Genomic DNA, 13,863 nt, shown 5'->3' on the forward strand with positions numbered 1-13,863 from the left:
CCGGCCCTCCCATCGAGCCGGGGGCGGTTCGTCTACCCTGATTCCATGCGCCTCTCCTCCCGCCTGCCGCCCGGATTCGATCCGAACGCCCTGTCGGCCGCCCTGGCCCGCCTCCGAGCGGCGGGGCGCCCGGTCCTCGATCTCACGGGATCGAATCCCACGCGCTGCGGGTTCGCCTATCCGGAAGCCGAGATCCGCGCGGCCCTGTCTGCGCCCGAGGTGCTGACCTACGATCCCGATTCCCGGGGAGCCCAGACCGCCCGGGAGGCCATCGCGGCCCACCATGGCCACGGCCTCCGGGCGGAGGAGCTGCTGCTCACGGCCTCCACCAGCGAGGGCTATGGACTGCTGTTCAAGCTGCTGGGCGACCCCGGTGACGAGGTGCTGGTGCCCAGTCCCAGCTACCCGCTTTTCGACTGGCTGGCCCGGCTGGAGGGCCTGCGCGCGCGGCCCGTGCCTTCCTACTTCCATGACCGCTGGCATCTGGACCTGGGCGCCCTGGAAGCCGCGGTGGGCCCCCGCACTCGTGCCGTCGTTGTGGTGAATCCGAACAATCCCACGGGACATTTCCTGTCCAAACCGGAATGGCACGGACTCACGGACCTCTGCGCCCGGCACGGCCTGGCCCTCCTGGTGGACGAGGTCTTCGTGGACTACGGGCTCGAGGCCGCGGAGGATCACCTCCCCACGGCCCTGGCCGACGCCCAGCCGGCCTGCCCGGTCTTCCTGCTGTCGGGTCTCAGCAAGGTGGCGGCCCTGCCCCAGCTGAAGCTCGGCTGGATCGCCGTGCGGGGTCCGCAGGCCGCCACGAACCTGGAGGCCCTCGCCTTCCTGGCGGATCAGTACCTCTCCGTGTCCTCCCCCGTGCAGGCCGCGGTGCCGGCGCTCCTGGCGCTGGCTCCCGGGATCCGGGCCCAGGTGCTCGAGCGTCTCCGCGCCAACCTCGCCACCCTGGATGCTGGGCTGGCGGCCCATCCCCGCCTGTCCCGGCTGCCCGTCGAGGGCGGCTGGTCCGTCCTGCTGCGCCGCCCCGCGGTGGACGGGGACGAGGCCTGCGCCCTGCGCCTGCTGGAAGCCGCCTCGGTCCTCGTCCATCCGGGCTCGTTCTTCGACCTGCCTGGCGACGGGCACCTGGTCCTGAGCCTCCTGACGCCGGACCCCCTTTTCCGTGACGGGCTGGGCCGCATCTTCCCCTTGCTTTAGAAGCCTGCATAATCACCGGATACCGATGAGCACACTCGCCTCCTGCCCCAGCTGCGGTGCCGCCCTGAGCTTCCGGCCCGGGACCATGGTCGCTGTCTGCTCCTACTGCAAGGCCCTGGCCGCGCGGCGGGACCGCGATCCCGAGTTGATCGGAAAGGTGGCTGACCTCATGGACACAGGCTCCCCCCTGGGCCTGGGCGCCTCGGGGACCTTCACGGGCAGGGCCTTCACGCTGGCCGGGCGGGTGCAGCTGAAACATCCCCTGGGCGGCGTGTGGGACGAGTGGTACCTCGCCCTCGACGACGGCCGGTGGGGTTGGCTGGCGGAGGCCCAGGGCCGCTTCTACCTCACCTTCACGCAGGCCCCGCACGGCCCCCTGCCCCCCTTCGAGGGCCTGCAGGCCGGGGGCCTCGCCGACCTCGGACCCGACGGCCTCTGGACCGTGGGCGAACTCAGCGAGGCCACCTTCCACAGCGCCGAGGGCGAGATCCCCTGGACCGTGGAGCCCGGGGCCACCTACCGCTTCGCGGATCTCTCCGGCCGCCACGGCGCCTTCGCCACCCTGGACTACAGCGAGGAACCCCCGCTGTTCTTCCTGGGTCGGGAGGTGCCGCTGTCCGATCTCGGCATCCAGGGGGGCACGCGCAAGGCCCCCAGGGTGGGCACCCAGAACCTCAACTGCCCCAAGTGCGGAGGCGCCCTGGCCCTGCGGGCGCCGGACCAGACGCAGCGCGTGGGTTGCCCCAGCTGCGGCAGCCTGCTGTCCGCGGAGAACGGCAAGCTGGCCTTCCTGAAGAGCCTGAAGCAGCCCCATCAGGAGGTGGTGATCCCTCTGGGCGCCGAGGGCCTGCTGGGCGGTGAAAAAGTCACCTGCATCGGTCAGCTGCGGCGCAGCTGCACCCTTGAGGACACGGCCTATCCCTGGACCGAATACCTGCTGCTCGACGGCCAGCAGGGCTTCCGCTGGCTGGTGCAGAGCGACGGGCACTGGAGCGTGGCCGTGGCCGTGGCGCCCGGCGATCTCCCCCAGGCCCGCGACGGACAGAAGAATCTGTCGGCCCTGGGCGCGGACTGGCGGCGGTTCCAGGATGTGGAAGCCGTCGTCGAGGGCGTGTGGGGCGAGTTCTACTGGCAGGTCGAGCAGGGTGAGCGGGTGCAGGTCACCGAGTTCGTCGCCCCGCCCCGCAGCCTCACGCGAGAGCGGCAGGCGCACCGAGGCGGTGGCGAGGAAGTGAACTGGAGCCTCTCCACCTACCTTGAGCCCGAGGCGGTCTGGAAGGCCTTCAAGCTCCAGGGAACCCCTCCTCCGCCCACCGGCATCGCCTCCTTCCAGCCCAATCCCCACAAGGTCGCCTTGGCGAAGTCGGCCCTCTGGGTGGTGGGCGCCCTGGGCCTCCTGATGGTGGGGGTGATGGTTGAATCCATGACCCACCGCAACCAGGAGCTGTTCCGCCGGCGGCTCGATCTGTTCGAGCTGGCCCACCTCCAGCCCACGGCCACGGAGGCCCTCCGGAAGACCATCCTCGCCCGCCGACCGGCATCCGCCCCGACACCCACACCGGCCCAGGCGGCGAACGGCCCTTCCGGCGAGGCCCAGGAGCCCGTCTTCTTTTCCGATCCCATCGAGATCAGGAACGGCTACCGGAACCTGGCCGTCACCCTCAGCGCCCCCGTCAACAACAGCTGGATCGGGCTGGAGGGCGCCCTGGTGAGCGAGACCAGCGGCGTGGCGGAGCTCTTCCTCGTGGAATCCAGCTGGTACCACGGCGTGGATGGCGGCGAGTCCTGGTCCGAGGGGGGGCAGGCCCAGACCGTCTTCCTGAGCGCGGTGCCTCCGGGCACCTATGTGTTGCGCCTGGCTCCCCAGTGGGACGGCCCCGTGCCTCCGGTCCGCGCCATCGATGTGCAGCTGCGCCAGGGCGTGATGCGGTGGCTCTATCCCGGCCTCGCCCTGGTGGCCATCCTCGTGGGCCCCCTGCTGATGGTGTTCCGCCTGGCGGCCTTCGAGAGCCGGCGCTGGCAGGAAAGCATGTACGCACCCAACAGCGGAGGCAGCTGATGCGGATCCTCTACCTGCTCTTCCTCGGCGGCGGGTTCAGCCTGATGATCGCCAACGGCTTCTTCGGCCGGGAGTTCTTCGGCCAGCGCCGCCGCGCCGACCTGCCGCCCAGCGTCCGCCAGACCCCCGGCGCCTACCGCACCTTCCTGCACAACAACGGCTTCCACGGAGGTAAGTGATGATCACGGACCAGCTGCTGCACCAGCTTCTCGTCGCCACCGTCTTCTCCGTCCTGGGCCTCGTCATCCTCGGCCTGGTGTGGCTCGTGCTCGTGAAGGTGCTCCCCTTCTCCCTCCGCAAGGAGATGGAGGATGACCAGAACACCGCCCTGGGTATCGTCCTCGGCTGCCTCATCCTCGGCATCAGCCTCATCATCGCCGCCGCGATCCATGGGTGATGCGCCACAGCCCACGGGCGAGGTGCCGCAGCCGACGCTGAAGGCGCCGCTGCTGTTCATCAGCGTACTGCTCATCGCCAGTTGCGGGCTGATCTACGAGCTGGTGGCGGGGACGCTGTCGAGCTACCTCCTGGGGGATTCCGTCACGCAGTTCTCCACAGTGATCGGGGTCTACCTCAGCGCCATGGGGCTGGGGTCCTGGCTGTCGAAGTTCCTCCAGCGCGGCCTGGCCCGGCGCTTCGTGGACCTGGAGCTGGCGGTGGCGCTGGTGGGAGGCTTCTCGGCGCCCATCCTCTTCCAGGCCTTCGCCCACACCCACGCCTTCCGGGTGGTGCTCTACGGCGTGGTGATGGCCGTGGGCACCCTGGTGGGCCTCGAGATCCCCATCCTGATGCGCATCCTCAAGGACCAGGTGCGGTTCAAGGATCTGGTGGCGGGCGTCCTCACCCTCGACTACATCGGCGCCCTCTTCGCCTCCCTGCTCTTCCCGCTGCTGCTCATGCCCAAGCTGGGCCTGGTGCGCACCAGCCTGCTCTTCGGCCTCCTGAACGCGGCCGTGGGCCTCTGGTCCACGCACCTGCTGCAGTCCCAGTTGGGCCCCACCCGGATGATCCGCCTGCGCTGCGCCGTGGTGATGGCTCTGTTGGCCGTGGGGCTGGTCTTCGCCGGGAAGTTCACCCTGGCGATGGAGGAGGAGATCTTCGCCGACGAGATCGTCTACGCGAAGGACAGCGCCTACCAGCGCATCGTGCTCACCCGCGGCCGGGGCAGCTTCCAGCTTTTCCTGAACGGCAACCTGCAGTTCTCATCGGCCGATGAGTACCGCTACCACGAGGCCCTCGTGCATCCGGCCTTCGGGGCCCGGCCCGAGGCGAAGCGCATCCTGATCTGCGGCGGCGGCGACGGCCTTGCCGTGCGGGAAGTGCTGAAGCACCCCTCCGTGCAGGAGGTGGTGCTGGTGGACCTGGATCCGGCCATGACCGACATGGCCAGGAACCAGGTCATGGTGCGCCAGCTCAATGGCGCGGCTCTGGACGATCCCCGCGTCAAAGTCGTCAATGCCGATGCCATGGTCTGGCTCCAGGAGACCCCGGGGGCCCCCTTCGACCTGGCCTTCGTGGACTTCCCGGATCCCAACACCTACGCCCTGGGAAAGCTCTACACCTCCCGGTTCTACCGCATCCTCCAACGCCGCCTGACCGAGGACGCGCTCGTGGCCGTGCAGAGCACTTCGCCCCTCATGGCCCGGCAATCCTTCTGGTGCATCGCCGCCACCATGGAGGCTTCGGGGCTGAAGGTGCGTCCCTACCACCTGGCCGTGCCCTCCTTCGGCGTGTGGGGCTTCGCCCTGGCCTCGAAACGCGACTTCGAGGTGCCCACCCGCGTGCTGCCGGGCCTGCGGCACCTGTCCGACGAGGCCACGGCCGCCATGTTCACCTTCCCCAGGGACATGGACCGCGTGCCCGTAGAGGTGAACCGCCTCGACAACCAGGTGCTCGTCCACCTCTACACCCGGGAGTGGCGGCGGTGGTCGTGAGCCCCCGATCATGAAACGCCGCGACTTCCTCGCCGCCGGGACCCTGTCGGCGGTGTCGCTGGCCTGCCGCAGGAAGCCCGAGTTCCCATTCCAAGGCGAGCTCGTGGGGCCAGACCTTCCCCTCGGCCACTGGCTGCGGGGCGGCGCCTTCCCGGATCCCGAACGCTTCGAACCCGTCTCCGTGCTGATCGTGGGCGGCGGGGTGGCGGGGCTCAGCGCCGCCTGGCGGCTGGCCGGCGGCGGCCTGGATGATTTCCGCGTGCTGGAGCTGGAGCCGGAGCCCGGTGGCACCTCGAGGTCCGGTCGCAACCATGTGAGCCCCTTTCCCTGGGCCGCCCACTACCTGCCCGTGCCCGACCGCGGCAACCATGCCGTGCTGCGATTGCTGGACGAATGCGGCGTGCTGGAGGGCTACGACGCGAAGGGCGATCCGCGCTTCGCCGAAGAAGCCACTGTTCGCGCCCCCGAGGAACGCATCTTCGCCTACGGGCAGTGGTGGGAGGGCCTCTACCTGCGGGCGGGCGCCAGCGTGGAGGACGAGCGCCAGTACCACGCATTCTTCCGCGAGGTGGACCGCTGGGCCGCCTTCCGGGATGCCCGGGGCCGCCCCGCCTTCAGCATTCCCCGTTCCAGGTGCTCGGATGCGCCGGAGGCCCGGGCCCTGGACGGCCTCCCCTTCTCCGCCTGGCTCGATCGGCAGGGGCTCTCCTCGCCGCGCCTGCGCTGGCTGCTGGACTACGCCTGCCGGGACGACTACGGTTCCCGCCTGGAGACCACCAGCGCCTGGGCGGGCCTCTTCTACTTCGCCGCCCGCAAGCAGGGCCCCGGCGAGGATTCGCGGCCCCTCCTCACCTGGCCCCAGGGCAACGGCTTCCTCGTCGACCACCTGCGCAGGGCCTGCGGAGACCGCCTGCGCTGCGGCACGATGGCCACCGCCATCCGCGAGGAGAAGGACGGCCTTCTCGTCACGGTCTGGGATGCGGCGAACCAGCGGCGCCTCGGCTGGAAGGCGCAGCGGGTGATCTTCGCCGGACCGCAGCATGTGGCCCGCCATGTGATCGAAGGCTTCGCCCCGGCGCGCCCGGCTTCGACCCGCATCCGCAACGCCCCCTGGCTGGTGGCCAACCTCACCCTCCGGGCCCGGCCCAAGGAGGCCGGCTTTCCCCTGGCCTGGGACAATGTCCTGCGGGACAGCGAGGCCCTGGGCTATGTGGTGGCCACCCACCAGAGCCTGAAGGACCACGGGCCCACGGTTTGGACCTGGTACCGGCCCTTCGCCGGGGCCGACTGCGAGGCCGAGCGGGCGCGCCTTCGCGCCATGGATTGGCCCGCCTGCGCCCGCATGGTGATGGACGACCTGCGTCCGGCCCATCCCGATCTGGCGGGCCTGGTCGCACGCCTTGACGGGATGCGCTGGGGCCATGCCATGGTGCGCCCCGAGCCCGGACTGCTGTGGGACCCGGCCTTCCTCGGCCTGTCCCGCCCCTTCGGCGCCATCCACTTCGCGCACACGGAGCTCAGCGGACTGGCCCTCTTCGAGGAGGCCCAGGACCACGGCCTCCGGGCCGCGGAAGAGGTGCTAGCGGCCCTGGGCCGCCCCGGCGGCAGCTGGCGCTGACGGCTCCTGGATCCGCTCCTCCAACGAGACCGCTCCCTGGGCAGGCACCCGCACGATCCAGAGGCGGTCGTAGGTATCGAGGGTCCAGTAGGGCAGGGGCCCTTTCACCCCCAGCCCCCGGGCCACCTTCTTCACCAGGTCGTGGTGCCAGCACACGATCACCGTGCGACCCCGATGGTCGCGGAGAAGCTCGGCGGCCAGGGCCTCGCTCCCGTCCTTGGACCGCACCAGCGGAACCATGCCGAGCTTCGCCGCCAGCGGAGCCAGGGTCTGCTGGGTGCGCCGCAGGTCGGAAGTGAAGAGCACCGCGGGCCGGAAGCCTTCCAGCAGCGGCACCAGGGCCTGGGCCCGGCGCAGGCCGGCCTCGGCCAGGGGTGAATCCGCATCGAAGAGCGATTGGCGCTCTGCGTGACGGAGCAGCACCACCGTCAGATCCTGGGCGCCCAGGTTCACCGCCAGGGCGAGCAGGCAGGCCAGGAGGATTCCGCGGCGATAGCGCAACACAGGCATAGAGGCTCCGATCTTCCAGCCTAGCGGGTTGGGCACGGGACTGTGACGGCCGGCACATGCCCACGCCTGCGGGCGGACCATCGGGCCACCTGTATCCATCGTTTTTCTCACAGGGCCCCAGCGCCCGGTGGAAGACCGCCGACTCTACGGTGTGCTAACACCATTCATTGTTTTCTTTATGCATTATTTGGAATGTCTTTATTTTTCTTGACGCTCCTTTCCCCGGGGCGTGGCATGGAGGCCCAACACCCTACCCAAAGTCGATTCCACCTCCTCAGAGGAACAATCGATGTCCAGGACCGAGGCATCCCCTCTCGAACCCACCGCAGCCGAAGGCCTGTCGAGCCCCCTCGAGGCGCGCTTGGCCGCCCTGGCGGAGCAGGTCCAGTATCTGGAGGTCCGGGTCTCGGCCCTGGAATCCTCGGCGCCCGAACGCCCCGGGGTTCCGGCGGCCCTGACCCTGGAACCTGCCCCAGTCCCGCCCGCCCTGCCCAGCCCCGTCCACTTTGTGGGACTCATCGGTCGCGTCTGCCTCATCCTGGGCGGCGCCACCTTCATCCGGGCCCTGGTGGATGCGGGCACCCTCCATCGCGGCTGGGGTGTGGCCTTGGGCTTGGGCTACGCCCTGACTTGGGCGCTGCTCGCCGACCGCGGCCAGCGCTCCCTGGACTCCGCCTTCCACGCCCTCGCCTCCATCCTCATCGCCTATCCGCTGATCGTGGAATCGACCACGCGGTTTGGCATCCTGGCCCCCGGTCCCGCGGCCCTCCTCCTCCTGGCCATCACCGGCCTGCATGGCGCCGTGGCCTGGCGGCGGGACCTCCAGCCCATCATCTGGATCGCCACCTTCGCCTCCCTGGGGGCGGGCTTCGCCATGATGGCGATCCGCCAGGCCGTCGAACCCTTCGCCGCGGCGTTCCTTCTGCTGGGGGTGGCGGCCCTGTGGCTCACCTACGGGCGGCGATGGCACGGCCTGCGCTGGCCCACCGCCCTCGCCGCGGATCTCGGCGTGCTGATCCTCGCCCTGCTAGCCGCCTGGCCCGGGGGGCCACCCGAAGCGTACCGCGGGATCTCCCCGACCCGCGCCATGTTCCTGGCCCTGGCCCTGGCGGCCCTCTACATCGGCAGCTTCGCGGGACGGATGCTCCAGCGGCGCCGTGTGGTCAATGTCTTCGAATCCGTGCAGACGGCCGTCGTCCTGCTGGTGGGCTTCGGGGGCGCCGTCCGCATCGCGCTGGCCTCGGGATCGGGCGCGGCCCTGCTCGGGGGCGGCGTCTCCCTGGCGGGCGTGGGCTGCTACGCCGCCGCGGCCCCCTTTGCGGAGGATCAGGAGGAGACGCGCGCCAATTTCAACTTCTTCACCTTCCTCGCCCTCATCTTCCTCCTGCTGGGGGGCCCCATCGTCCTGCCGCTGCCTCTGTTCGCCGCCTTCAGCGGGGCCCTGGGACTGGCCGCCATGCTGGCGGGGCTGCGCCTCCGCCGGGCCGTCCTCATCCTTCAGAGCGCGATCTACCTCGTCGCCTCGTCTGCCGCCTCGGGGCTCGCCCTCTGGTCCTTCCGCGCCTTCCTGGATCCCGCCGGGGCCTCCGCCCGCCTGCCCCTCGCCGGCTTCGCCAGCCTGGCGGCCCTGGCGGCCACCCTGGCGCTGTTCCTACTGCGCCGCCCTCCCGATCCCATCGCGGCCCGCATGCGGGCCCCCGTGCTGGTGCTCGGGGCGCTGACCGCCGCGGGTTCCGGGGCGCTGGCGATCTGGGGCTGTTGTGGGGCCCTCGCCCGGGGCGCGCCCGACCCCGGCACCTTGGCCGTGGCCCGCACGGGGGTGCTGTCGGCCCTGGCCATCGCCCTGGCCTGGCTCGGGCGTCGGCTCCCCATCCTCGAGCTGCGGTGGCTGGTCTACCCGATGCTCGTCCTCACCGCCCTGAAATTCCTCTTTGAAGACTTGGCCGTGGGCCGTCCGCTGACCCTCTTCCTGGCCTTCATGTTCTTCGGGACGACGCTCATCCTCGCGCCCCGCCTGCTGAAGGTGAACCGATGAAAGAACTCGTGGTCCGTCGCCTCTCGCCCCCCGCCCGGACGGCGGGGCTCCTGGTCATCCTGGGGCTGGCCGCCCTGGCGAACCCTCCTGCTCCGCCATCAACGCCCCCCCCGACGCCGCCCAGCGCCACGGCCCAGGAAGGCATCCAGGTGCCCAAGCCCCCCTTCAGCGAGGGCATCTTCCCGTGCTCCTCCTGCCACGACGGCAAGTCCATGAAGGTGAACCTCCAGCGCCGGGAGCTCACGGGCATGCACGGGGACATCATTCTCAACCACGGCCCGGAAAGCCGCTGGTGCCTGGACTGCCACGACCCGGCGAACCGGGACCGCCTCCGCCTGGCCAGCGGGGAGCGGATCGGGTTCGACACCTCGTACCAGCTCTGCGGTCAGTGCCACGGCGACAAGTTCCGCGACTGGCGCGTGGGCGTCCACGGCAAGCGCACCGGCAGCTGGAACGGCGCCAAGCAGTACCTGCTCTGCGTCCATTGCCACAACCCCCACTCGCCGCGGTTCCAGGCGCTGAAGCCCATGCCTCCGCCCACCCGGCCCGAACAGATCCAATCCCGGAAGGGGGGTGCCCTATGACGGCCCGAGAACCCATCCAGCCCGCCGAGGGCTGCGCCTCATCCACCCCGGGCGGCGGCAGCCGCCGCGAGTTCCTCGGCACGGCCGTGGCGGCGGTGGCGACGACCCTCACCGGCTGCGGGAAGCTCAGCCACGAGGAGTTCCTCCAGCACAACTTCCGTGAGCTGTCCAAGGACGAAGTGCGCGATGTCATCGCGCGCCTCGAGAGGGAATACAAGGAGAAGTACGGCCGCGAGGTCAAGGTCGCCAATACGGCGCCCCTGCCCGGGGTGATCTTCGGCTACGCCCTGGATCTCAGCCGGTGCATCGGCTGCCGCCGCTGCGTCCACGCCTGCGTGAAGGAGAACAACCAGTCGCGGAGCCCCGAAGTGCAGTGGATCCGCGTCCTCGAACTGGAGAAGGAGGAGGGCGTGAACCTCCAGCACGCGGATCAGTACTACGATCCCGCGGAGGTTCCCCGCGAAGGCCACTTCTACATGCCGGTCCAATGCCAGCAGTGCAAGAAACCGCCCTGCGTGAAGGTCTGCCCCGTGGGCGCCACCTGGCGCGAGAAGGACGGCATCACGGTCGTGGACTACAACTGGTGCATCGGCTGCCGCTATTGCATGGCAGCCTGCCCCTACGGCGCCCGCCACTTCAACTGGGGTGAGCCGAACCTGCCCCCGGACCAGGTCAATCCCGACACCCACTACCTCGGCAACCGCCCGCGGCCCAAGGGCGTCGTCGAGAAGTGCACCTTCTGCATCCAGCGCACCCGGAAGGGCCTCTACCCGGCCTGCGTGGAGATCTGCCCCACGGGCTCGCGCAAGTTCGGCAACCTGCTCGACAAGACCAGCGAGATCCGCTACATCCTCGAAAACAAGCGCGTCTTCAAGCTCAAGGAAGAGCTGAACACCCAACCCAACTTCTTCTACTTCTACGGAGTCTGAGGCCATGCTGCGGAACTTCTGGCAGTTCATCACCGACACACTCCGGCTCATCACCCGGGGCAACCGCTACTACTACGCCTGGATCGGCTTCCTGCTGCTGCTCATCGCCATCGGCACGGGCGCCTACATCGGCCAGGTGAACGACGGCCTCATCGTCACGCGAATGCGGGACCAGGTGTCCTGGGGCTTCTACATCGGCAACTTCACCTTCCTCGTGGGCGTGGCCGCGGCGGCCATCATGCTGGTCATCCCGGCCTATGTCTACGACTGGGAGCCCATCAAGGAGATCACCATCCTGGGCGAGATGCTGGCCATCAGCGCCCTCATCATGTGCCTCGGGTTCGTCATGGTGGACATCGGCCGGCCCGACCGCTTCTGGCACATCATCCCGCTGGTGGGGCGCCTGAACTGGCCCCAGTCCATGCTGGCCTGGGATGTGATCGTGCTGAACCTCTACCTGCTCCTCAACTGGTTCGTGGTCACCTACCTGCTCTTCTGCGCCTACACCGACCGCCACTATGTGAAGAAGCTCGTGCTGCCCCTGGTGCTGCTCTCCATCCCCATGGCCGTGAGCATCCACACCGTGACGGCCTATCTCTACAACGGCCTGGCGGCGAGGCCCTTCTGGAACTCCGCCATCCTCGCGCCGCGGTTCCTGGCATCGGCCTTCTGTTCGGGCCCCGCCATCCTCCTCATCCTGCTCCAGGTGCTGCGGAAGACCACCAAGCTCAGCATCAAGGACGAGGCCATCTTCAAGATCGCGGAACTGATGGCCTACACCATGGGCTTCAATCTGTTCCTGACGGCCGCCGAGGCCTTCAAGGAGCTCTACTCCGGTACCGAGCACATGGTGTATTTCCAGTACCTGCTGTTCGGCCTCAAGGGACACACCACCCTGGTGCCCTTCGCCTGGGCCTCGATCCTCTGCGGGCTCGCCGCCTTCATCCTCTTCCTCGTGCCCCGGTTCCGCACCAACTGGACCTTGCTCAACTTGGGTTGTGTCCTGATCTACGCCAGCGTCTACATCGAGAAGGGCATGGGGCTCATCATCCCCGGCCTCACCCCGGACGCCTTGGGGGAGATCTATGTCTACCGCCCCTCCTACACGGAGGTCGCCGTGGCTGCCGGCATCTTCGCCATCGGCTTCCTAGTCTTCACCCTCATGCTCAAGGCCGCCGTACCCATGATGCTGGGCGAGTTCACCCTCACCCGGGGACGGAAGCGCCTTGATGCGCCAGAGGCCGGTCCGGTCTGAATCCGCCGGCCGGCCTCCATCGCAGGCCGGCCCCCCGGTCAGATCGCAGGTCAGATCCCCGGATCCTCGTCCGGGGCCTCGTCGGGGTTCGCCTCGAGGATGGCCCGGAATTTCTCCAGGTTCGCCAGAAACAGGTCCACCAGCCGCGGATCGAAATGGACGCCGCGCCCCTTCCGGATCAGCTCGACGACCTGGTCTTCGGGCCAGGAGTCCTTGTAGTGGCGGCGGCTGCTGGCCGCGTCGTAGACATCCACCAGCGTCGTGATGCGCGCCTCCATGGGGATGGCCTCGCCCTTCAGGCCCCTCGGGTAGCCGGTGCCGTCCCACTTCTCGTGGTGGCCGATGGCGATGCGCGCGCCCATCTGGATGAAGGGCACCGTCGAGCCTTTAAGGATGGCGGCGCCCATGCTGGTGTGCCGCTTCATGGCAACCCATTCCCCTTCATCCAGGGAACCGGGCTTCTGGAGGATGGCGTCAGGCACGCCGATCTTGCCGATGTCATGCATGGGGGCGGCCGATTGGATGGTGTCGATGCCTTGGTGGTCCCAGCCCAGCAGCCGCGCCATCTCTGCCGCATAGAGCCCGATGCGGCGGACATGCATGCCCGTCTCGTTGTCGCGGTGCTCCGTCGCCGCAATGAGGCGGAGGGCGATCTCCTCGCGGGAAGCGCGGATCTCCAAGGTCTGCTCCCGGACCTTCTGGGCGAGCTGGGCCTCGCGGTCGCGGAAGGCGATCTCCAGCATCCGGCGGCGCAGGGCCGCATTGACCTGCACCAGGATCTCCCGGGGCTGGAAGGGTTTCAGCACATACCCGAAGGCCCCCTGCTGCAGGCACTCGATGGCCGTTTCCGCATCCTCCATGGAACTCACCATCAGCACGGAGATCTCCGGGATCTGCGGCTGGAGGGCCTTGACCAGGTCCAGTCCCGAGGCTCCCGGCATCTGGATGTCGCAGAGCACCAGATCGGCAGGTTCCTCTTCGAGGGCCCGCAGCGCATGGGGGACATCCTCCGCATCCCGGCAGTGATAGCCGGCCTTGGTGAGGATGCGCTGGAGGGAGAGGCGGATGATGGGCAGGTCATCCACGATCAGGATGCGGACCCGCCCCGGCACCACCTGGATCTCTTCGCCCATGCGCCTCCCCTGACTCCTTGCTCCAGCGGCTCCTTGGATGGATGACTGTCGTCGGAGATCATCGCACAGGCAGAAAAAACCCGGATAACCTCATCCGGGCCTGTCTTTGATTTTGTTGCCGGGCCCAAGACTCAGCGGGCCCATTCCAGCGAATCGCGCTTGGCCCCGTAGTGGGCGCCCAGGTCGAGGGTGATGGCCCGCTCGCACAGCTCCAGGGCGGCGTGGAAATCCCCCAGCTCGCTCTGGGCCTGGATGCCCCGCTCAAAGCAGGTCATCCCCTCCAGCAGCCGCCGGTATTCGTGGGGGAAGGCGGCCTCCAAGTCGACCAGGTAGCCCAGCGCCTGGCCCACGGACTCCACGCAGGCCTCCCATTGTCCGCACTGGGCCTGGGCCTCAGCCATCAGGTCGTAGGCGACGCCCTTCACGGCGTTGGGCAGGCTGGCCTGGCTTTCGAAGGTCCGGCGCAGGTACTTCAGGGCTGACTCAGGGCCACTGAAGGCCGCCTCCCGATGACCTGCCAGCAGGTCCTCCAGGGTGTCCTTCACCGACTTGCGGACGGGTTCGTTGCGCTTGGCCATGGTCATCCGGACAAAAAGCATTCAC

The 13,863-nt window shown here is 68.9% G+C and carries 13 protein-coding genes; 10 read left to right on the plus strand and 3 right to left on the minus strand.

Going from position 1 to position 13,863, the window contains the following annotated elements; all coding sequences use genetic code 11:
• Nucleotides 1–45 precede the first annotated feature (45 nt).
• Genes QUD34_RS09865 through QUD34_RS09890 form a run of 6 tightly spaced genes read left to right on the plus strand, consistent with a single transcriptional unit; the run spans nucleotide 46 to nucleotide 6,814 of the window.
• The gene (locus tag QUD34_RS09865) at nucleotides 46–1,203 is read left to right on the plus strand and encodes a pyridoxal phosphate-dependent aminotransferase (protein WP_286353529.1); all 1,158 of its coding nucleotides are present in this window, start codon (nucleotides 46–48) and stop codon (nucleotides 1,201–1,203) included.
• 25 nt (nucleotides 1,204–1,228) lie between these two features.
• Nucleotides 1,229–3,262, plus strand: coding sequence for a DUF4178 domain-containing protein (locus QUD34_RS09870; protein ID WP_286353530.1), 2,034 nt, complete (start codon nucleotides 1,229–1,231; stop codon nucleotides 3,260–3,262).
• Nucleotides 3,262–3,441: a hypothetical protein gene (locus tag QUD34_RS09875; protein ID WP_286353531.1), complete on the plus strand. Its 180-nt coding sequence runs from the start codon at nucleotides 3,262–3,264 to the stop codon at nucleotides 3,439–3,441. Before QUD34_RS09870 ends, QUD34_RS09875 begins: the two co-directional genes overlap by 1 nt.
• Entirely contained in the window at nucleotides 3,441–3,659 is a 219-nt protein-coding gene (locus tag QUD34_RS09880; RefSeq protein ID WP_286353532.1) for a DUF350 domain-containing protein, read from the plus strand. The genes QUD34_RS09875 and QUD34_RS09880 overlap by 1 nt, the downstream gene beginning before the upstream one ends.
• Nucleotides 3,652–5,196: a polyamine aminopropyltransferase gene (locus QUD34_RS09885; RefSeq protein WP_286353533.1), complete on the plus strand. Its 1,545-nt coding sequence runs from the start codon at nucleotides 3,652–3,654 to the stop codon at nucleotides 5,194–5,196. The genes QUD34_RS09880 and QUD34_RS09885 overlap by 8 nt, the downstream gene beginning before the upstream one ends.
• A 10-nt stretch (nucleotides 5,197–5,206) precedes the next feature.
• Complete coding sequence (locus tag QUD34_RS09890) at nucleotides 5,207–6,814, plus strand: flavin monoamine oxidase family protein (protein ID WP_286353534.1); 1,608 nt, start codon at nucleotides 5,207–5,209, stop codon at nucleotides 6,812–6,814.
• Here QUD34_RS09890 and QUD34_RS09895 read toward each other — a convergent pair.
• Nucleotides 6,776–7,324, minus strand: coding sequence for a phosphoglycerate mutase family protein (locus QUD34_RS09895; RefSeq protein WP_286353535.1), 549 nt, complete (start codon nucleotides 7,322–7,324; stop codon nucleotides 6,776–6,778). The genes QUD34_RS09890 and QUD34_RS09895 overlap by 39 nt on opposite strands.
• Before the next feature lie 289 nt (nucleotides 7,325–7,613).
• Here QUD34_RS09895 and QUD34_RS09900 point away from each other — a divergent pair, with 289 nt between their 5' ends.
• From QUD34_RS09900 to dsrP, 4 genes are read left to right on the plus strand one after another with little or no spacing between them, the layout of a single operon-like run.
• Entirely contained in the window at nucleotides 7,614–9,359 is a 1,746-nt protein-coding gene (locus QUD34_RS09900; RefSeq protein ID WP_286353536.1) for a DUF2339 domain-containing protein, read from the plus strand.
• Entirely contained in the window at nucleotides 9,356–9,943 is a 588-nt protein-coding gene (locus QUD34_RS09905; RefSeq protein ID WP_286353537.1) for a cytochrome c3 family protein, read from the plus strand. The genes QUD34_RS09900 and QUD34_RS09905 overlap by 4 nt, the downstream gene beginning before the upstream one ends.
• Nucleotides 9,940–10,872 carry a 4Fe-4S dicluster domain-containing protein gene (locus QUD34_RS09910; protein WP_286353538.1) on the plus strand — a complete coding sequence of 311 codons (933 nt, stop codon included), beginning with the start codon at nucleotides 9,940–9,942 and terminating at the stop codon, nucleotides 10,870–10,872. Before QUD34_RS09905 ends, QUD34_RS09910 begins: the two co-directional genes overlap by 4 nt.
• Before the next feature lie 4 nt (nucleotides 10,873–10,876).
• Nucleotides 10,877–12,127: a sulfate reduction electron transfer complex DsrMKJOP subunit DsrP gene (gene dsrP / locus QUD34_RS09915; protein WP_286353539.1), complete on the plus strand. Its 1,251-nt coding sequence runs from the start codon at nucleotides 10,877–10,879 to the stop codon at nucleotides 12,125–12,127.
• 50 nt (nucleotides 12,128–12,177) lie between these two features.
• Here dsrP and QUD34_RS09920 read toward each other — a convergent pair whose 3' ends face one another.
• Nucleotides 12,178–13,260, minus strand: coding sequence for an HD-GYP domain-containing protein (locus QUD34_RS09920; RefSeq protein ID WP_286353540.1), 1,083 nt, complete (start codon nucleotides 13,258–13,260; stop codon nucleotides 12,178–12,180).
• Nucleotides 13,261–13,391: 131 nt separating this feature from the next.
• Complete coding sequence (locus QUD34_RS09925; RefSeq protein WP_286353541.1) at nucleotides 13,392–13,838, minus strand: hypothetical protein; 447 nt, start codon at nucleotides 13,836–13,838, stop codon at nucleotides 13,392–13,394.
• Nucleotides 13,839–13,863: the final 25 nt, after the last annotated feature.

Source organism: Geothrix oryzae (genome assembly GCF_030295385.1).
GTDB classification, from domain to species: domain Bacteria; phylum Acidobacteriota; class Holophagae; order Holophagales; family Holophagaceae; genus Geothrix; species Geothrix oryzae.

Bases quoted from the DNA above. Each gene is read 5' to 3' on its own strand.
- QUD34_RS09865 (WP_286353529.1), top strand. From the start codon at position 46: ATGCGCCTCTCCTCCCGCCTGCCGCCCGGATTCGATCCGAACGCCCTG.
- QUD34_RS09870 (WP_286353530.1), top strand. From the start codon at position 1,229: ATGAGCACACTCGCCTCCTGCCCCAGCTGCGGTGCCGCCCTGAGCTTC.
- QUD34_RS09875 (WP_286353531.1), top strand. From the start codon at position 3,262: ATGCGGATCCTCTACCTGCTCTTCCTCGGCGGCGGGTTCAGCCTGATG.
- QUD34_RS09880 (WP_286353532.1), top strand. From the start codon at position 3,441: ATGATCACGGACCAGCTGCTGCACCAGCTTCTCGTCGCCACCGTCTTC.
- QUD34_RS09885 (WP_286353533.1), top strand. From the start codon at position 3,652: ATGGGTGATGCGCCACAGCCCACGGGCGAGGTGCCGCAGCCGACGCTG.
- QUD34_RS09890 (WP_286353534.1), top strand. From the start codon at position 5,207: ATGAAACGCCGCGACTTCCTCGCCGCCGGGACCCTGTCGGCGGTGTCG.
- QUD34_RS09895 (WP_286353535.1), bottom strand. From the start codon at position 7,324: ATGCCTGTGTTGCGCTATCGCCGCGGAATCCTCCTGGCCTGCCTGCTC.
- QUD34_RS09900 (WP_286353536.1), top strand. From the start codon at position 7,614: ATGTCCAGGACCGAGGCATCCCCTCTCGAACCCACCGCAGCCGAAGGC.
- QUD34_RS09905 (WP_286353537.1), top strand. From the start codon at position 9,356: ATGAAAGAACTCGTGGTCCGTCGCCTCTCGCCCCCCGCCCGGACGGCG.
- QUD34_RS09910 (WP_286353538.1), top strand. From the start codon at position 9,940: ATGACGGCCCGAGAACCCATCCAGCCCGCCGAGGGCTGCGCCTCATCC.
- dsrP (WP_286353539.1), top strand. From the start codon at position 10,877: ATGCTGCGGAACTTCTGGCAGTTCATCACCGACACACTCCGGCTCATC.
- QUD34_RS09920 (WP_286353540.1), bottom strand. From the start codon at position 13,260: ATGGGCGAAGAGATCCAGGTGGTGCCGGGGCGGGTCCGCATCCTGATC.
- QUD34_RS09925 (WP_286353541.1), bottom strand. From the start codon at position 13,838: ATGGCCAAGCGCAACGAACCCGTCCGCAAGTCGGTGAAGGACACCCTG.